15 protein-coding genes and 1 tRNA gene are annotated in these 17,580 nt (G+C 63.4%); 5 read left to right on the top strand and 11 right to left on the bottom strand.

Translation table 11 applies throughout. The features are described 5' to 3' along the window. Positions 1-36: 36 nt before the first annotated feature. Both F7R11_RS07150 and rpoD read right to left on the bottom strand, forming a co-directional pair. Positions 37-115: transfer RNA gene (locus tag F7R11_RS07150), tRNA-Ile, on the bottom strand. A gap of 133 nt (positions 116-248) precedes the next feature. Then, positions 249-2,507: an RNA polymerase sigma factor RpoD gene (gene rpoD, locus F7R11_RS07145; RefSeq protein ID WP_238500829.1), complete on the bottom strand. Its 2,259-nt coding sequence runs from the start codon at positions 2,505-2,507 to the stop codon at positions 249-251. Here rpoD and F7R11_RS27285 point away from each other — a divergent pair. Further along, on the top strand, positions 2,401-2,961 hold the full coding sequence (locus F7R11_RS27285) for a hypothetical protein (RefSeq protein WP_238500851.1): 561 nt from the start codon (positions 2,401-2,403) through the stop codon (positions 2,959-2,961). The two genes, rpoD and F7R11_RS27285, sit on opposite strands and share 107 nt — an antisense overlap. 92 nt (positions 2,962-3,053) lie before the next feature. Here the strand turns inward: F7R11_RS27285 and dnaG are convergent, their stop codons facing one another. The 3 genes from dnaG to F7R11_RS07130 all read right to left on the bottom strand — a co-directional run bounded on the left by dnaG (position 3,054) and on the right by F7R11_RS07130 (position 6,693). Continuing rightward, positions 3,054-4,853, bottom strand: a complete 1,800-nt coding sequence (dnaG, locus tag F7R11_RS07140; protein ID WP_064802259.1) for a DNA primase — start codon at positions 4,851-4,853, stop codon at positions 3,054-3,056. A gap of 39 nt (positions 4,854-4,892) precedes the next feature. Then, entirely contained in the window at positions 4,893-5,342 is a 450-nt protein-coding gene (locus tag F7R11_RS07135; RefSeq protein ID WP_064802256.1) for a GatB/YqeY domain-containing protein, read from the bottom strand. A gap of 121 nt (positions 5,343-5,463) precedes the next feature. Next, positions 5,464-6,693, bottom strand: a complete 1,230-nt coding sequence (locus F7R11_RS07130; RefSeq protein WP_064802254.1) for a BaiN/RdsA family NAD(P)/FAD-dependent oxidoreductase — start codon at positions 6,691-6,693, stop codon at positions 5,464-5,466. A gap of 94 nt (positions 6,694-6,787) precedes the next feature. Here F7R11_RS07130 and tsaD point away from each other — a divergent pair, with 94 nt between their 5' ends. Continuing rightward, positions 6,788-7,831 carry a tRNA (adenosine(37)-N6)-threonylcarbamoyltransferase complex transferase subunit TsaD gene (gene tsaD / locus F7R11_RS07125; RefSeq protein WP_064802252.1) on the top strand — a complete coding sequence of 348 codons (1,044 nt, stop codon included), beginning with the start codon at positions 6,788-6,790 and terminating at the stop codon, positions 7,829-7,831. 45 nt (positions 7,832-7,876) lie between these two features. Here the strand turns inward: tsaD and folE2 are convergent, their stop codons facing one another. From folE2 to F7R11_RS07105, 4 genes are all read right to left on the bottom strand, one after another. Then, positions 7,877-8,683, bottom strand: coding sequence for a GTP cyclohydrolase FolE2 (gene folE2 / locus F7R11_RS07120; protein WP_064802250.1), 807 nt, complete (start codon positions 8,681-8,683; stop codon positions 7,877-7,879). A gap of 243 nt (positions 8,684-8,926) precedes the next feature. After that, the gene (dxs, locus tag F7R11_RS07115) at positions 8,927-10,837 is read right to left on the bottom strand and encodes a 1-deoxy-D-xylulose-5-phosphate synthase (protein ID WP_064802248.1); all 1,911 of its coding nucleotides are present in this window, start codon (positions 10,835-10,837) and stop codon (positions 8,927-8,929) included. Positions 10,838-10,903: 66 nt separating this feature from the next. Beyond that, positions 10,904-11,818 carry a polyprenyl synthetase family protein gene (locus F7R11_RS07110; protein WP_064802246.1) on the bottom strand — a complete coding sequence of 305 codons (915 nt, stop codon included), beginning with the start codon at positions 11,816-11,818 and terminating at the stop codon, positions 10,904-10,906. Next, the gene (locus F7R11_RS07105; RefSeq protein ID WP_064802244.1) at positions 11,815-12,102 is read right to left on the bottom strand and encodes an exodeoxyribonuclease VII small subunit; all 288 of its coding nucleotides are present in this window, start codon (positions 12,100-12,102) and stop codon (positions 11,815-11,817) included. The genes F7R11_RS07110 and F7R11_RS07105 overlap by 4 nt, the downstream gene beginning before the upstream one ends. A gap of 423 nt (positions 12,103-12,525) precedes the next feature. Between F7R11_RS07105 and F7R11_RS07100 the strand changes: the two genes are divergently transcribed. From F7R11_RS07100 to F7R11_RS07090, 3 genes are all read left to right on the top strand, one after another. Further along, positions 12,526-13,623: an aromatic ring-hydroxylating oxygenase subunit alpha gene (locus F7R11_RS07100; protein ID WP_064802242.1), complete on the top strand. Its 1,098-nt coding sequence runs from the start codon at positions 12,526-12,528 to the stop codon at positions 13,621-13,623. A gap of 188 nt (positions 13,624-13,811) precedes the next feature. Then, positions 13,812-14,726, top strand: coding sequence for a DMT family transporter (locus F7R11_RS07095; RefSeq protein ID WP_169341596.1), 915 nt, complete (start codon positions 13,812-13,814; stop codon positions 14,724-14,726). 29 nt (positions 14,727-14,755) lie between these two features. Next, positions 14,756-15,643: a sulfurtransferase gene (locus F7R11_RS07090; RefSeq protein ID WP_021195133.1), complete on the top strand. Its 888-nt coding sequence runs from the start codon at positions 14,756-14,758 to the stop codon at positions 15,641-15,643. Positions 15,644-15,712: 69 nt separating this feature from the next. Here F7R11_RS07090 and F7R11_RS07085 read toward each other — a convergent pair whose 3' ends face one another. After that, positions 15,713-16,519 carry a ZIP family metal transporter gene (locus F7R11_RS07085; protein WP_064802240.1) on the bottom strand — a complete coding sequence of 269 codons (807 nt, stop codon included), beginning with the start codon at positions 16,517-16,519 and terminating at the stop codon, positions 15,713-15,715. 170 nt (positions 16,520-16,689) lie between these two features. Continuing rightward, the gene (locus F7R11_RS07080) at positions 16,690-17,580 is read right to left on the bottom strand and encodes a dienelactone hydrolase family protein (RefSeq protein ID WP_064802238.1); all 891 of its coding nucleotides are present in this window, start codon (positions 17,578-17,580) and stop codon (positions 16,690-16,692) included.

The raw sequence follows: 17,580 nt of genomic DNA, 5'->3' as shown, positions 1-17,580 counted from the left end.
ATTTGCGCAAATGGGGAGATAGACCGGGAGAAAGAATGGTGGGCCCCCCGGGAGTCGAACCCGGCACCAACGGATTATGAGTCCGCTGCTCTAACCAAGCATGAGCTAGAGGCCCAAAGAGCGGCGTCCCGAATGAACAACTGAGGACAACCGACAAAAAATTGACCCGGCGGGTTAGGCCGGGCCATGTGTGCGATTTTACTCGAAAGTGGGCAGAAACCCACCTCCGAGCATCAATCCGCTACTGATTAGCTCCCCTCGAGGAAGCTCTTCAGCTTGTCCGAACGGCTCGGGTGGCGCAGCTTGCGCAACGCCTTCGCTTCGATCTGGCGGATACGCTCACGCGTCACGTCGAACTGCTTGCCGACTTCTTCCAGCGTGTGGTCGGTGCTCATCTCGATACCGAAACGCATGCGCAGCACCTTGGCTTCGCGCGGCGTCAGCGAGTCGAGCACGTCCTTCACCACGCCGCGCATGGAACCATGCAGCGCCGCTTCGGCCGGGGCCAGCGTGTTCGTATCCTCGATGAAGTCGCCCAGATGGGAGTCGTCGTCGTCACCGATCGGCGTTTCCATGGAGATCGGTTCCTTCGCGATCTTCATGATCTTGCGGATCTTGTCTTCCGGCATCTCCATCTTCTCGGCCAGCGTTGCCGGATCCGGCTCGTTGCCGGTTTCCTGCAGGATCTGACGCGAGATGCGGTTCATCTTGTTGATCGTCTCGATCATGTGCACCGGAATCCGGATGGTGCGCGCCTGGTCGGCGATCGAACGCGTAATGGCCTGACGGATCCACCACGTGGCGTACGTCGAGAACTTGTAGCCGCGACGGTATTCGAACTTGTCCACCGCCTTCATCAGGCCGATGTTGCCTTCCTGGATCAGGTCGAGGAACTGCAGACCGCGGTTCGTGTACTTCTTGGCAATCGAGATCACCAGACGCAGGTTGGCCTCGGTCATCTCGCGCTTGGCTTCACGGGCGCGGCGCTCGCCTTCCGACATCTTGCGGTTGACGTCCTTCAGCTCCGACAACGGCAGCACCACGCGCGCCTGCAGGTCGATCAGTTTCTGCTGCAGCTCATGCACGGCCGGCACGTTACGCTCGACGATGGTGCTGTAGGGCTTGCCGTCTGCCACCACAGTGTCGATCCACTTGAGGTTGGTCTCGTTGCCCGGGAAGCGCGAAACAAACTCACCGCGCGGCATGCCGCACTTGTCGACCACGATGTTCAGGATGGCACGTTCCAGCTTGCGGACTTCGTCCACCTGACCGCGCAGCGTGTCGCACAGACGCTCGACGTTACGTGCGGTAAAGCGGATGCACATCAGCTCGGCCTGGATGGCCTCCTGCGCCTTCACGTAAGACTTGGACTTGTAGCCTTCCTTCTCGAACGCACGGCGCATCTTGTCGAACTGGTCGGCGATTACGCCAAACTTGACCAGCGCAGCCTGCTTGAGCTCTTCGAGTTGACGGGCCGAAGCGGCGGCAGCGCCAGCACCTTCATCGTCCTCGTCTTCCTCTTCGTCGGCTTCCTCTTCGGCCTCTTCTTCCTCGAAGTCCTCTTCTTCCTCGGCTGCAGCGGCAGCATCGGCTTCAGCGTTCGGGTCGATCAGGCCGTCGATGTACTCGTCGATCTTGGCTTCGTCGTTGGCAACGCGCTCGCCCATGGCGAGGATTTCCGAAATGGTGACCGGGCAGGCCGAGATGGCCATGACCATGTCCTTCAGGCCGGCTTCGATGCGCTTGGCGATGACGATTTCGCCTTCGCGCGTCAGCAGTTCGACCGTGCCCATTTCGCGCATGTACATACGCACCGGGTCGGTCGTGCGGCCGAATTCGGAGTCAACCGTCGACAGCGCGGCTTCGGCTTCTTCTTCCGCCTCTTCTTCCGTGGTGACGGAAGGCGCGTTGTCGTTCAGGAGCAGCGTTTCGGCGTCCGGAGCCTGCTCGTACACGGCAACGCCGATGTCGTTGAGCGTGGCAACCAACGTTTCCAGCGACTCCACGTCGACCATGTCGTCGGGGAGGTGGTCGTTGATTTCGGCGTAGGTCAGGTAGCCGCGCGATTTGCCCAGCTTGATCAACGCCTTGAGCTTCTGGCGGCGAGCCTCGAGCTCTTCTTCCGAACCGCCTTGCTGCGAAGCAGCAAATTCCTTGAGCAGGGCTTTTTCCTTGGCCTTGCGGTCACGGGCCTTCAGCTTTTCGGTTTTCGGTGCCGGAGCGGCGGGGGTGTCAAATTCTTCAGTCACGTCCGTGCTGCTGTCATCGTCTGCCTGCGTTTCTGCCTTGGGCTTGCGGCCGCGCTTTTTGGGCTCGGCTGCTGCCTCGGCGCGAGGCGCAGGAGGAGTTGTGGGGGTGGCCTCTGCCTGGGCGGTGCGCTTGGTGTCTTCCGCGGTTGCCTTGACTGGCTTGGCTGCGGTGCTGGTACGAGCGGTACCCGTTTTGGTTGCGCTTGCGCTGGCAGGGGTCTGCTTGCTCTCGACTTCGGTAGCTTTCGATTTCGCCACGGTGGTTGTCTTGCCCTTGAGTGCGACTGAAGCGGCTGTTTTGCCGCCAGGTCTGGCGCTCGTGCCGATCGACGTCGAGACCTTGTCTGCAGTTGAAGACTGGATTGCGCTTTTTGCGCGCGCTGCTGCCTTGACGGGCTTGGCGGCGACGGTAATCTCGGCGGCCTGGCGCGGCTGGGCTTTCCCCGTCTTTGCCGGCACAGTCGCCTTTGTTACCACCTGCCCCATATGGCTCCGACCATTCGCGACTTTCGCCGTTCCCGCTGGGGTCTTTCCTCCTCCGGCGCCGTGCGCCGATGAGGATCGCGTGGCAGAAACAGAAGCAGGACTGGCCTTGGAACCGGTCTTCGCGGAGGTCTTCACCTTCACCATGGGCACGCTCACTCCCCCAAAATGGGAAAAAGATATTGCAATCCGAACCGGCTATTCTAGCACGCCAGACCAGCCGGTCTAAGTGAAAATCGGGTTTTCGCCTGAAAAATCAAGGGGCTACCCGCAATCGCCCGCCCCAGTTAGGTTTGTACCGGGACGTGCGCACTACTCAAGCTACCGGCGGCTGGTCTCGCTTAACAGCCAACGCATACGCTCTCGATCGTCATCGCTGGCGTGACCGCTTTCCACCTTGCGCAGCAACATCTCAAGCTCGCGCTTGTGCGACGCAAGAAGCATCTTTTGCACAGCGCTATCGAACTCCATGGTGGCCGGCTCCAGCTCGATATCGTCTTCGAGGACAGTCACGCGCAGTCCGGCGAAGGCCTCGGCATACGGCGTCTGGCCTAGACGTTCGACAAAGGCGCCAAAGTGCATTTCGGGGCTCGCGGCATCGCATTCGGCCAGCAGCCCTGCCAATACCTCACCTTGGGGCAATTCCGGCGCTGTCAACTGGGCGCGCGCATCCGCATCGAGCCGAGCAGCCAGGGCGGGATAGCGCATCAGCAGGCGCAGCAGTTTTTGCTCCAGCGCGGTTGGTGCGGTACGCGCCACACGCGGACGCTTCTGCGTCATGCGGCCGGCCTGGGCGGGGTCGCTGCGCAGGCCACATAGCGCCTCGATGTCGGCGGGTGTGGTGCCGGTCATGTCGGCCAGGCCGCGGACGATCTGCAGGCGCAAGCCGCCGGACGGCATCGCGGTCAGCAGCGGCTTGGCTTCGTACTGGGCGCGGGCACGGCCCTCGGGCTGGCGCAAGTCGAGGTCTTCCGTCACGGCCTGCAGCAGGAAGCGCGACAGCGGCATGGCGTTGTGCACTTCGCGGGCGAAGGCTTCGGTGCCCTCTTCACGGACGAAACTGTCCGGGTCGTGTTCCGACGGCAGGAACAGGAACTTGATCGTTTTGTTGTCGGTGGCGTGCGGCAGACAGGCTTCCAGGGCGCGGCGCGCGGCACGGCGACCAGCACTGTCCCCGTCAAACGAGAAGATGACGGTATCGACCTGCCGCAGCAGCTTCTGCACGTGGATGGGCGTGCAGGCCGTGCCCAGCGTGGCGACGGCATTGGCAAACCCGAGCTGCGCGAGTGCTACGACGTCCATGTAGCCTTCCACGACCAGCACGTAGTCCAGCTCGCGGATGGCGTTGCGCGCCTCGAACAGGCCGTACAACTCGGTGCCCTTGCTGAACAGCGGCGTCTCGGGGGAATTGAGGTATTTCGGCTCGCCCTGCCCCAGCACCCGGCCGCCAAAGCCGATCACCACGCCCTTGGTATTGCGGATGGGGAACATGATGCGATCGCGGAAGCGATCGTAGCGGCGGTGCGAGCCGTCGGCGCTGGTCTTCTCGCTTTCGATGACGAGGCCGGCCTCGATGAGCGGCCCGGCGGTGGCGTCCTCACGGTACGGGCCGAATACGGCTTCTAGCGATTGCCAGTCGTCCGGTGCGTAGCCGAGGCCGAAATGCGCGGCGATCTCGCCGGTCAGACCGCGACCCTTGAGGTATTGGATGGCGTTGGGAGCGCTGCGCAGTTGCTTGCGGTAGTGCTCGCAGGCGCGCGCCATGATGTCGCCGAGTGCGACCGTCTTGGCTTGCTGCTCGGCGCGTGCGGCCGGCGGCAAGCCACCGCGCTCTTCCGGCACCACCATGCCGACGGACTGCGCGAGGTCCTTGATGGCCTCGACGTATGACAGCCCGGAAAACTCCATCAGGAAGCCGATGGCCGAACCGTGCGCGCCGCAGCCGAAGCAGTGATAGAACTGCTTGGTGGGCGACACCGAGAACGACGGCGACTTCTCGTTATGGAACGGGCACAGCCCCATGAAATTGGCGCCGCCCTTCTTCAACTGCACGTAACGGCCCACCACGTCGACGATGTCGACGCGGTTGAGCAGGTCGTCAATGAACGGCTGCGGGATCACGCGGGATGCGCCCCTTGGGTGTTGCGAGTGTGAAGGGAATCAGGCGCCGGTCAGGGCGGCCTTTACGCGGGCCGAGACTTGCGTCATGTCGGCACGGCCAGCCAGCGCCGGCTTGAGGATGCCCATGACCTTGCCCATGTCCTGCGGGCCAGCGGCACCAGCCTTGGCCACGGCGTCGCGCACAGCGGCGTCGACTTCGGCTTCCGATAGTTGCGCGGGCATGTAGACCTGCAACACGACAATCTCAGCCGCTTCCTTGGCAGCCAGATCTTCGCGGCTGGCTTGCTGGAACGCGGTGATGGAGTCCTTGCGCTGCTTGATCATCTTGTCGACCACGGCCAGCACGGCGGCGTCATCCAACTCGATGCGCTCATCCACCTCGCGCTGCTTGATGGCGGCCTGCAGCAGGCGGATCGTGCCCAGACGATCCATTTCCTTGGCGCGCATGGCGGCCTTCATGTCTTCCGTGATCTGTGCCTTCAGGGACATTCAAAAACTCCGATAAACGGCAAAACCCGCTTGGGCAGCGGCCCAGCGGGTTGCAAACTGAGAAAAGTGGATCACTGATCGTAGCACAGAACCACGACAGTTCTAGGACCGATCGGTGGGGTCAGCGGGCGGAGGCGGCCTCCCCTGCCGCAACAGCGGAGGCCCAGGCCCACTGGAAGTTATAGCCGCCAAGCCAGCCCGTCACATCGACCACCTCACCGATGAAGTACAGGCCGGGGGCGGATTGCGCCTCCATCGTGGCGGACGACAATGCACGCGTATCGACGCCGCCACGTGTGACTTCGGCCTTGCGGTAGCCCTCACTGCCGGATGGCGTCAGCTCCCAGCGGTTAAGCGCGCCGCCAAGCGTACGCAGCAGCTTGTCGGGCAAGTCGGCAATTTGCGCGTGCGGGTTAGCGCCATGCGTGGCGCACCAAGCCTGCGCGACGCGCTCCGGCAGGCGCTGCGCCAGCACCGTCCCGAGCTGCTTGCGCGAGCCGGTTTTTTCGTCGCACAGCCACTGGGCGGCATCGACTTCCGGCAGCAGATCGATGGCAAGCGGTTGGCCAGAGTTCCAGAAGCTTGAGATTTGCAGCACTGCCGGGCCAGACAAGCCACGGTGCGTGAGCAGCAAGTCTTCGCGGAACGTCGTGGCAGCGCCCCTCCTCCCACCCTTGCCGGCGGCTGCAGGCTGCGCGACCGTCACATCCACCTCCATCGACACGCCGGAGAGCGCAGAGAACGGTGCCCAATGCTCGGCGTTGAAGGTGAGCGGCACCAGTGCCGGATGCGTCTCGACGATCTTCAGCCCGAACTGCCGCGCAATGCGATAGCCGAAATCCGTCGCGCCGATCTTGGGGATGGACAAGCCGCCCGTGGCGATCACCAGCTTGCTCGCAACGATCTCGCCCGCGCTGGTCGACAGGCGATAGGCATCGCCGTCCTTGCCCACTTCGGCGATCGAGCAGCCCGTGCGCCAGATGACATTGCCCTTCTCGCACTCCGCTTCGAGCATGCGGATGATGTCTTCCGCGCTGTCGTCGCAGAAGAGCTGGCCCTTGTGCTTCTCGTGATAGGGGATGCGATAGCTGGAGACGAGGCTGACGAAATCCTGCACCGTGTACCGTGCCAGCGCCGAGCGGCAGAAATGCGGATTGTTCGACAGGTAGTTGGCCGGCCCCGCGTTGATATTGGTGAAATTGCAGCGCCCGCCGCCCGAGATACGGATCTTCTCGGCCAGCTTCGTCGCGTGGTCGATGAGCACCACGCGCGCGCCGCGCTGCCCGGCCACGGCCGCACACATCATCCCGGCCGCGCCTGCGCCAATCACTGCTACATCGCACCGCATCATGATCGTCGCGCCGCCTCTGTCTATGCTGGAAAACCGTGCATTTTAGCTTGTGCTATCTTCGGCGCCTTCCTACGGATTTCTTCCTTCACACGCCATGCTGGTCCTCGGCATCGAATCTTCCTGTGACGAAACCGGCGTCGCCCTGTACGACACCGATGCCGGCCTGCGCGCGCATGCGCTGTATTCGCAGATCGCCATGCACCGCGAATACGGCGGTGTGGTGCCCGAACTGGCCTCGCGCGACCACATCCGCCGCGTGATCCCGCTGCTGGAAGAAGTGCTCGGCAAGGCTGGCGCTACACGCGCGGACATCGACGCCATCGCCTATACGAAAGGCCCAGGGTTGGCCGGTGCGCTGCTGGTCGGCGCCTCGGTGGCCAATGCGCTGGCGTTTGCGCTGGGCAAGCCGCTGGTGGGTGTGCACCACTTGGAGGGGCATTTGCTCTCGCCTTTACTTGAGGCGGATCGGCCCGAGTTTCCGTTCCTGGCGCTGCTCGTCTCTGGCGGCCACACGCAGCTGATGCGCGTGGATGCCGTCGGCCAGTACACGTTGCTCGGCGAGACGCTGGACGATGCTGCCGGCGAGGCCTTCGATAAGACCGCCAAGCTCCTCGGCCTCGGCTACCCCGGCGGCCCAGCCGTCTCGCGCCTCGCCGAATTCGGCAACCCGGGTGTGTTCGATCTGCCCCGACCGATGCTGCATTCAGGCAATTTCGATTTCTCGTTTGCCGGCCTGAAGACGGCGGTGCTCACGCAGGTACGCAAGCTCAACCTGACCGACAGCGAAACGTGTCACCAACCGCGTGCCGACCTGGCCCGCGCGTTTGTCGACGCCATCGTCGAAGTGCTCGTCAAGAAGACCCTGCGCGCTGCCCGCGAGCATGGTCTCAAGCGCATCGTCGTGGCTGGCGGCGTGGGCGCCAATCGCCAGTTGCGCGACGGCCTGAACGCCGAGGGCAAGAAGCGCGGCTTACGCGTCTATTACCCTGACCTGCAGTTCTGCACCGACAACGGCGCGATGATCGCCTTTGCCGGCGCGATGCGGCTCCAAGCTGATCCCACGCAAGTGCAGGACGGCTACGGCTACGGCGTCACACCACGCTGGGATCTCGAAGACATCCGCATCCGGCAAGCATGAAAAAAGCCGCTCGGTTGAGCGGCTTTTTCGTTACTGCGACGTCGATTACTTGTCGAGACGCTTGTCGCGCTCGATCAGCGCATAGGCGCTGTGATTGTGGATCGACTCGAAGTTCTCGGCTTCCAGCGTGTAGGCGACGATGCGGTCGTCCAAATTCAGGCGCATCGCGATGTCACGCACGAGGTCTTCCACGAACTTCGGGTTTTCGTACGCACGCTCGGTCACGAACTTCTCGTCCGGGCGCTTGAGCAGGCCCCACAGCTCGCACGACGCCTCTTCTTCGGCCATGCGGATCAGCGATTCGACCGGCGTATCGGCCGCCAGCTCGGCGTCGATCGTGATGTGCGAGCGCTGGTTGTGCGCGCCGTACTGCGAGATCTTCTTCGAGCACGGGCACAGGCTCGTCACCGGCACCAGCGCCTTGACGCGCACCTTGGTGTGGCCGTCACGCACTTCGCCAATCATCGTCACTTCATAGTCCATCAGCGACTGCACGCCCGACACCGGGGCCGTTTTGCTGACGAAATATGGGAAGTGAACTTCGATGCGGCCAGCGTCGGCTTCGAGCTTCTCCAGCATCTTTTCCAGCAGCAGCTGGAATTGGGCCAGGTTGAGCGGCTCGCGCTCTTCTTCGAGCAGCGCGACGAAGCGCGACATGTGCGTGCCCTTCTGGTCAGCGGGCAGGTGCACATCCAGGTTGTACGTACCGACAGTGTTCTGCACGCCCGACGGGGTCTGCAGCGACATCGGGTAACGCACGCCACGCACGCCCACGCGTTGAATCGGGATCTGGCGGGTGTCGTGGCTGGACTGCACATCCGGCATCACGAAGGCTGGGTTCATATCGTTCATGATCGGTTTCCTTTACGGTCGCCCGGCCATCGCAGTCGGCCGGTACGCAACGAGTGTGAAACCGCGGAACCTGGCTGATAGTGACCACTCCTCAAGTGATCTGATCAACCCATCCCGCGACTGCGCACACAATTTACAAATTGGACTGGCGGAGTGTAAGGGAAATTTCCTACCTCTGCAGTCAACTACTCAAACCCGCAAGCGCTATGCGGGTGATTGAATCTGCCTATCGCGCAAGGTGACTCAGGCGACACGCGGCGCCGCTGCGCGCGGCTGCACGTCAAAGCGCTCGCGGATGGAAGCGAGGATGCCGTTGGCATCCAACCCACATTGCGCCAGCAGCGCGGCGTGGTCTCCATGATCGACAAAGCGGTCGGGCAGGCCCAGTTGCAGCACGGGCGTTGCGACACCGGCGGCGGCCAGGGCTTCCACGCAGGCGCTGCCGGCACCGCCCATCACGCAGCCCTCTTCCACCGTGACGACGTAATCATGCGTACGTGCCATGTCCAGCACGCAGGCCACATCGAGCGGTTTGACGAAGCGCATGTTGACGATGCTTGCATCCAGGCGCTCGGCCGCCGCCGAAGCCGGCGCGACCATCGAGCCGAATGCCAGGATCGCGACGCGCTGCCCTGCGGGGGCCGTCGATGCACGGCGCACCTCGGCCTTGCCCAGCGGCAGCGGTTCGAGCGTCGGCTGCACTGCGACACCCCTACCTGCACCGCGCGGATAGCGCACCGCCGTCGGGCAATCCTGCGCAAACGCTGTGCTCAGCAGTTGGCGACATTCGTTCTCGTCCGCCGGCGTCATCACCATCATGTTGGGGATGCAACGCAGGAAGGCGATGTCGTAGGCACCGGCATGCGTGGCGCCATCCGCGCCGACCAGGCCGGCGCGATCCAGCGCAAACACGACCGGCAGATTCTGCAGCGCCACGTCATGGATCAACTGGTCATAGCCGCGCTGCAGGAACGTCGAATAGATGGCGACGACAGGCTTCAGGCCCTCGCACGCGAGGCCACCGGCAAACGTCACGGCATGCTGCTCGGCAATGCCCACGTCGTAGTAGCGATCAGGAAAGCGTCGCTCAAACTCCACCATGCCGGAGCCCTCACGCATGGCGGGCGTGATGCCGACCAGGCGCTTGTCAGCGGCAGCCATGTCGCACAGCCAGTTGCCGAACACCTGCGTGTACGTCAACTTGGCCGGCCGCGTGGCGGGCTTGATGCCCTCTTGCGGGTTGAACTTGCCCGGGCCGTGATAGAGGATCGGGTCGGCCTCCGCCAGCTTGTAGCCCTGGCCCTTCTTGGTGACCACGTGCAGGAACTGCGGTCCGCCGCCTTCCAGCGCGCGCTTGCGGATGTTCTGCAGCGTCGGCACGAGCGACTCGAGATCGTGCCCGTCGATCGGGCCGATGTAGTTGAAGCCGAACTCCTCGAACATCGTAGCCGGCACAAACATGCCCTTGGTGTGTTCCTCGAAACGCTTGGCGAACTCGAGCACCGGCGGCGCCACCGACAGCAGCTTCTCCACACCCTTCTTGGTGGCCGCGTAGAACTGGCCGCTCATGAGGCGCGCAAGGTAGCGGTTGAGCGCCCCCACTGGCGGCGAGATCGACATGTCGTTGTCGTTGAGCACCACGACCAACGGCAGATTCTTGTAGATGCCGGCGTTGTTCATGGCCTCGAAGGCCATGCCAGCCGTCATCGCACCATCGCCGATCACGGCAATGGCGACGCGGTTCTCACCGTTGGTCTTGGCGCCCAGGGCCATACCCAGCGCAGCGGAGATCGACGTGGACGAGTGCGCCGTGCCGAACGTGTCGTACGGGCTCTCGCTGCGGCGCGGGAAGCCAGAAATGCCATCCAGCTGGCGCAGCGACCCCATCTGCTCACGGCGGCCGGTGAGGATCTTGTGCGGATAGCTCTGGTGGCCGACATCCCACACGATGCGGTCTTCCGGCGTGTTGAAGACGTAGTGCAGCGCGATGGTCAGCTCGACCGTGCCCAGGTTCGACGACAGGTGGCCGCCCGTCTGCGAGACGGAATCGAGCACAAAGGCTCGCAGCTCGCTGGCCAGGGGGCCGAGCTGGCGGCGGTCCAGTCGGCGCAAGTCGGCCGGATCGTCGATGGTGTTGAGAAGTTCGTACGTCATGTGGGGCCGCCGCTCAGGCGCTCAAACGTTTTTGGGCAAAGACGTCTACCGTCTCTGCAATGTTGTTCAGTGGCCACGCCGCACGATCAGGTCGGCCATCTCGGCCAATCGGACGGTGCGGGCTTCGCCCAATTCACGGGCGAGCTGTGCAACCGCCGCACCCGCAGCGGCATGCAGCGCATCGGCCAGCGCCCGAGCCTTGTCCAACCCAAGGATGGACACATAGGTCGGCTTGTCATTGGCCTCGTCCTTGCCGGCGGTCTTGCCCAGCGTGGCGGTATCGGCCGTCACGTCGAGGATGTCGTCGACCACCTGGAACGCCAGGCCGACTGCACCCGCGTAGGCATCCACCTGTTCCAGCGCAGCGGCATTCACGCCAGCACACAGCGCACCCATGCGCAGGCTCGCGCGCAGCAGTGCGCCGGTCTTCATGCGGTGCATCGCCTCCAGTGCTTCCTGTGAAAGCGCAATGCCGACGCTCTGCAGATCGATTGCCTGGCCGCCCGCCATGCCCAGCGAACCGGAGGCACGCGCCAGCTCGCCCACCAGTACCGCGCGGGTCGCCGGGTTCACTGCACCCAGTTCGGCCAGCACGACAAAGGCCTGGGTCTGCAGCGCATCCCCCACCAGCAACGCCGTCGCTTCATCATAGGCGCGATGCACGGTTGGGCGGCCGCGGCGCAGGTCGTCGTCGTCCATGCAAGGCATGTCATCGTGGACCAGCGAATAGGCGTGGATCATCTCCACCGCACAGCTCACGCCATCGAGTGCTTCGGGCGATGCCTCACCCAGCGCACCGGCAGCATGCGCCAGCAGCGGGCGCACGCGCTTGCCGGCCCCCAGCGTGGCGTAGCGCATGGCGGCGTGCAGGCGTTGCGGCACCACGGTCTCGGCCGGCAAAGCGCGCTCCAGCGCGGTTTCCGTCCGTGCGACCACGGACGTCATCCATTGGGCGAATTCGGATTGGACCTGCGCGCTCATGCGCCGCCCTGTTCGTTCGTGTTGCTGTCGTCAGCCAGCGGCTTCAGGGCATCGCCGTCGAGCACACGAACCTGCTGCTCGACGCGCTCCAGCACCTGCTGGCAATACTTGACCAGCTCGGCCCCGCGGCGATACGCCGCAAGCGAGGCCTCCAGCGGCAGTTCGCCCGATTCCATGCTGGCAACAAGGGTTTCGAGTTCGGCCATGGCCGCTTCATAGGAAGCCGGCGTGGCGGATGGGGAGGCGGACGCGTCGCTCGAGGCAACGCTTGGGGCACGGGGCATGCCAGTTGCGAATCAGAAAAGGACAATCTGGCATTTTACGGCAATTCCACGTGCGTTCTGCGCACATCGCGCAAGGCGCCGAACAGTGACTGGTGGCCAAGCGTAGCGTGCTCACCTGGCTGACAACCGTCTGACCAACAGCCGAAAGATGTCGAAAATCAGGGACTTATCAAATCCCCTGGGGTACAATCGCCCCCTTCCTCCAAAGGCCGGGCCGGCACATGCCGTTCCGTATGGTGGTTTGGGTCTGTTGGCCCATCAAACGTATGGTCGTTGGCCCAAGCGGGGGCCGACAGCGCTCGTTTCCTATTTCAACAGACCCCGGCGACCCGCCGATGGCGTCCTTTCCCAAATCGAATTTTTCATCGAATTTTTCGATGGTTGGGTTGTTCACTACTTTCACCGTTATTGGGAGTGGGGATAATGTCCAATCTCAGCGCCGCACTGAATTTGGTGCCGTCTGAAACCCAGCTGCCCGTCTCTGCCTACTTTGACAAGGCGCTGTATCAAACTGAAATCGAACGTCTGTTCAAGCATGGTCCCGGTTACGTCGGCCATGAGTTGATGGTCCCGGAAGTTGGCGACTATCACACGCTTGCCGCCGAGGCCGAAGGCCGTGTGCTGGTACGCAATCCGAACGGCGTCGAACTGCTCTCCAACGTGTGCCGGCATCGCCAGGCAATCATGCTCAATGGGCGCGGCAATGCCCAGAACATCGTGTGCCCGCTGCACCGCTGGACGTATGACCTGAAAGGCGACCTGCTGGGCGCGCCGCACTTCGAGCAGCAACCGTGCGTGCACCTGTCGCGCTCGCCGCTGCAGAACTGGAACGGGCTGCTGTTCGAGGGCAAGCGCGACGTGCGCGAAGACCTCGCCCGCCTGGGCGTGGCGCGCGATCTCGACTTCTCGGGCTACATGCTCGACCACGTTGAGGTGCACGAGTGCAACTACAACTGGAAGACCTTCATCGAGGTATACCTCGAGGACTACCACGTCGTGCCCTTCCATCCGGGCCTCGGCCAGTTCGTCTCGTGTGACGATCTGGAGTGGGAGTTCGGCGAGTGGCACAGCGTGCAGACGGTCGGTCTCCACGCCGGTTTGCGCAAACCGGGCACGCCCACGTACCAGAAGTGGCATGACGCCGTGCTGCGCTTCAACAACGGCGAGATGCCCAAGTACGGCGCGGTGTGGCTGACGTACTACCCGAACGTGATGGTCGAGTGGTACCCGAACGTGCTGGTGGTCTCGACGCTGCATCCGATGGGCCCGAACAAGACACGCAACGTGGTCGAGTTCTATTACCCGGAAGAGATCGTCCTGTTCGAGCGCGAATTCGTCGAAGCCGAGCGTGCCGCCTACATGGAAACCTGCATCGAGGACGACGAGATTGCCGAGCGCATGGACGCCGGCCGCGCAGCGCTGATGAAGCGCGGCGTGAGCGAAGTCGGTCCGTATCAGTCGCCCATGGAAGACGGCATGCAGCACTTCCACGAGTGGTATCGGCGCGTGATGCGCTACTAACGGCTGGCCGACCGTAGGCATCCGCCGCCTTCCGCGTCACAATACGAACGGTGCAGCCCGCGTGGTCTGCACCGTTTTTTTCGCCCCGTTGTTCGCAGCACTCCCTCGCCATGTCTGCCGATACCACCACCGAAGTCCACCACACGGCTGCCCAAACGGCCGACAACTCCGCCCGCCAATCGTTGTGGATGATTCTTGCGGCATTCGCCTTCTCGGCGATGGGCGTGTGCGTGAAGCTCGCCTCGGCGCACTACAGCACGGGCGAGATCGTCTTCTACCGCAGCATCATCGGCGTCGTGCTGATGGGCGCGATCCTGCAACGCTCAGGGCAAGGCGTGCGCACGCCGTATTTCCTGTCGCATATCAAGCGCAGCGTGTTTGGGGTGACCTCGCTGCTGCTGTGGTTCACCTCCATCAGCCTGCTGCCGCTGGCCACCGCCATGACGCTGAATTACATGTCGCCGGTGTGGATTGCGCTCATCATCGGCGCGGGTGCGGCGTTGGCAGGTAAACCAGGTGGGGCAGATCGGCGCATGGTAGTGGCCATCGTCATGTCATTCGTGGGGGTGGTCTGCCTGCTGCAACCGAACATGGGCGGGTCGCAGCTTGCGCTGGCCGGCGGCATGATCGGTCTCGTCTCTGGGGTGTTTACGGCGCTGGCGTATGTAGAGGTGCGCCAACTCGGTGACCTGGGTGAGAACGAAGCGCGCATCGTGTTCTATTTCTCGCTGTTGAGCGCCATTGCCGGTGGCGTATGGATGCTCATCGGGGGCGCGCAACCGCACACGTGGTCGGGTGCCGGTCTGCTGCTGGCGGTGGGCCTTTTGGCCACCCTCGGCCAGACATCGATGACACGCGCCTATAAGCGCGGCAACACGCTATTGACTGCGAACCTGCAATACACCGGCATCGTCTTTGCGAGCGGTTGGGGTATGTTGCTGTGGAATGATCACCTGAACGCGCTGTCGTGGCTGGGCATGGCCCTCATCATCGGCAGTGGCATTGTCACCACGGTCATGCGCGCCCGCCAGTCGGGCGCCGAGCATCCCACCCCGCAGACCGCCGTGTCCGGGCCGGAAGCCGAGGTTCATCCGGAAGTTTGATTGCTAGTCGCCCCCTGGAGATTGCTGATATGAGCGAACGCGCTCGCTACGCCACCCTGATGACCGCGCCGCAACTGGCCGCGCTACAGCAAAGCGCGCCGGACAGCCTGGTCATCGTCGATTGCAGCTTTGACCTCGCCAACCCGGCGGCCGGGCGCGATGCGTACCACGCCAGCCATATTCCCGGTGCGTTCTACCTGCACCTGGACAACGAACTGTCCGGCCCGAAGACCGGCACCAACGGCCGCCACCCGCTGCCCGACGCTGATGCGCTGGTTGCACGCCTGCGGGCACTGGGCGTGAACGACGACACACAGGTTGTCGCCTACGACCGGCAGGGCAGCATGTACGCCGCGCGCCTTTGGTGGCTGCTGCGCTGGGTCGGCCACGCCGATGTGGCCGTGCTGGATGGCGGCCTGCAAGCGTGGGAAGCCGCGCACTACCCCGTCGACAAGATCGTGCCCGATGAGCCGCAACTCAACGCCACGCCCGGCAACCTGACGCGCAAGCCGTCGCTCGTGGCGTTGGTCAATGCCGACATCGTGCAGAAGTACCTTGGGCATGCCGACAAGCCCGTCATCGACGCCCGCGCCCCCGACCGCTATCGCGGCGAGAACGAAACGCTGGACCCGGTCGGCGGCCACATCCCCGGCGCGCGCAACCGCTTCTTCCGCGACAACCTGCAAGCCGATGGCACCTTCAAGCCGGCTGAACAGTTGCGTGCCGACTTTGCTGCCGTACTGGCCGGCGCCAAGCCCGCTGATACGATGCTGCAATGCGGCTCGGGCGTAACTGCCTGCCATAACGCGCTGGCCATGGAGATTGCCGGTCTGACCGGCGCCGCCCTCTACGCCGGCTCGTGGAGCGAATGGTGCAGCGATCCGGCACGTCCGGTGGCAACAGGGCCGAACCCATAATCGGCACCTCTCGCACACAGCAAAAAGCCCGGCATCAACCGGGCTTTTTTGTTGGACGAAAGCGATGCCTCAGTGCGCATGGCCGTGCAGGCCATTGGTCAGCAAGAAAATCATCGCGACACCCGCTGCGATCAGCGCAACCTGGATCGCCGATTCCTGCTTGCGCGGCCGGCGCTTCATTTGCGGCATCAGATCGCAGACGGCGATGTAGATGAAGCTGCTCGAGGCCACCACCAGCACGTACGGAATCCACGAGGTCAGGCGATCCAGCAGGTAGTAGCCGAGCACCGCTCCCACTAGCGCACAGACGCTGCAGATCAGGTTGTAGACAAAGGCGCGCGTCTTCGAGAAACCGGCGTTGAGCAGCACCATGAAGTCACCGATCTCCTGCGGAATTTCGTGCGCGGCAATCGCCAGTGCGGTGACGATACCCACTTTGGTGTCGGCCAGGAACGCGGCGGCAATGACAATGCCATCGGAGAAGTTGTGCAGGCCGTCGCCCACCAGGATCATCATGCCGCTGCGGCCGGCTTCCTGGCGATCATGCCCGTGGTGATGGCCATGCCCGTCACCCTCGTGATGATGCGAGTGACGCAGCAGCGAGACTTTTTCCAGCAGGAAGAAGCCCAGCAGCCCGGCCAGCAGCGTGGCGAACAGTGCATGCGTATTCGGCTCGATGCCGTTGTGCGCCTCAAAGGCCTCGGGCAGCGAATGCAGCAGCGACGTCGCCAGCAGCACCCCGACGGAGAAACTGACCATGCGGTCGACCACCCGCGACAGCACGGTGAGCGACAGCACAGCAGCGCCCGCCATGCTGCCAATGCCGGACAGCGCAGTCGCCAGAAGAATGCCTAACAGGGTGGTATCGAGGGTCATGCCGGGGGTGGCGCAGCAGGTGACGCTATCCGCGCCAACAAACGCAACAGAGTTGCAAGAAGAGGCGCATTGTATGCCCCTTTGTGAACCTTTGCCAGCACAGCCCAAAAAAGAGAGAAGGCCCACATGGGGCCTTTCTTGCTGGAAGGACGAAGCGCTGACTCGACGGCTTACTCGACGCCGTGGTCCTTGAACCAGGCAATGCACTTCTTCCAGCCGTCTTCCGCATCGGCCTTCACATAGCTGGGCCGGTAGTCGGCATGAAATGCGTGTCCCGAATTCGGATAGACGATGATGCGCGACGCATGCGCCTTGGGGTTCTTGGATGTCTCCAACGCTGTCTTCAGGGCGTTGACCGAATCCTGCGTGATACCCGTGTCCTTGGCACCGTACATGCCCAGTACGGGTGCCTTGAGTTCGTCCACCTTTTCGATCGGGAACACCGGCTGCAGCGATGTCGGATTGCCTCTCGGCTGGCCGTACCACACCACTGCGGCGCGGATGTCGGCGCTGTGTTCGGCAAACAGCCAGGTTTGGCGCCCGCCCCAGCAGAACCCGGTGATGCCAATGCGCGCCGGATCGCCGCCGTTCTGTTTGACCCAAGCAACCGTTGCATCCAGATCACCACTGACCTGCGCGTCGGGCACCTTGGAGATGATCTTCTCCTGCAGCTCGCTGATCGTCGCAATCGACTGCGGATCGCCCTGGCGTATGAACAGCTCGGGGGCAATGGCCAGATAGCCGAGCTTGGCAAACCGCCGGCAGATGTCGGCGATGTACTCATGCACGCCGAAGATCTCGCTGACGACGATCACCACCGGGAGCTTGGTCTTGCCCTCGGGCTGGGCACCGGGTCGCGCACAATACGCCGGCATCTTGAAATCGCCGACGGGCACGGTCACCTCGCCCGCCGTCAGACCGTTGAAGTCCGTCTTGATGGCCTGCGCCGACACGGGCAGCACCGCCGCCGCAAACGCCGAACCCAGCGCCGTCTTCATGAAGCCGCGGCGGTCAAAGTTGCGGCCCGGCACCAGACTTTCCACTTCTGCATCCAGCTGCAT

The sequence above is a fragment of the Ralstonia insidiosa genome (assembly GCF_008801405.1).
In the GTDB taxonomy this organism is placed as follows: domain Bacteria; phylum Pseudomonadota; class Gammaproteobacteria; order Burkholderiales; family Burkholderiaceae; genus Ralstonia; species Ralstonia insidiosa.
The sequence above is the reverse complement of the archived record's forward strand: the minus strand, read 5'-3'. Positions and strand labels throughout refer to the sequence as shown.

Coding starts and splice junctions, on each gene's coding strand:
- F7R11_RS07085 (WP_064802240.1), bottom strand. CDS start 16,519: ATGACCCTCGATACCACCCTGTTAGGCATTCTTCTGGCGACTGCGCTG.
- F7R11_RS07110 (WP_064802246.1), bottom strand. CDS start 11,818: ATGAGCGCGCAGGTCCAATCCGAATTCGCCCAATGGATGACGTCCGTG.
- F7R11_RS07080 (WP_064802238.1), bottom strand. CDS start 17,580: ATGCAGCTGGATGCAGAAGTGGAAAGTCTGGTGCCGGGCCGCAACTTT.
- F7R11_RS07100 (WP_064802242.1), top strand. CDS start 12,526: ATGTCCAATCTCAGCGCCGCACTGAATTTGGTGCCGTCTGAAACCCAG.
- tsaD (WP_064802252.1), top strand. CDS start 6,788: ATGCTGGTCCTCGGCATCGAATCTTCCTGTGACGAAACCGGCGTCGCC.
- F7R11_RS07095 (WP_169341596.1), top strand. CDS start 13,812: ATGATTCTTGCGGCATTCGCCTTCTCGGCGATGGGCGTGTGCGTGAAG.
- F7R11_RS07090 (WP_021195133.1), top strand. CDS start 14,756: ATGAGCGAACGCGCTCGCTACGCCACCCTGATGACCGCGCCGCAACTG.
- F7R11_RS07135 (WP_064802256.1), bottom strand. CDS start 5,342: ATGTCCCTGAAGGCACAGATCACGGAAGACATGAAGGCCGCCATGCGC.
- F7R11_RS07130 (WP_064802254.1), bottom strand. CDS start 6,693: ATGATGCGGTGCGATGTAGCAGTGATTGGCGCAGGCGCGGCCGGGATG.
- folE2 (WP_064802250.1), bottom strand. CDS start 8,683: ATGAACGATATGAACCCAGCCTTCGTGATGCCGGATGTGCAGTCCAGC.
- dxs (WP_064802248.1), bottom strand. CDS start 10,837: ATGACGTACGAACTTCTCAACACCATCGACGATCCGGCCGACTTGCGC.
- F7R11_RS07105 (WP_064802244.1), bottom strand. CDS start 12,102: ATGCCCCGTGCCCCAAGCGTTGCCTCGAGCGACGCGTCCGCCTCCCCA.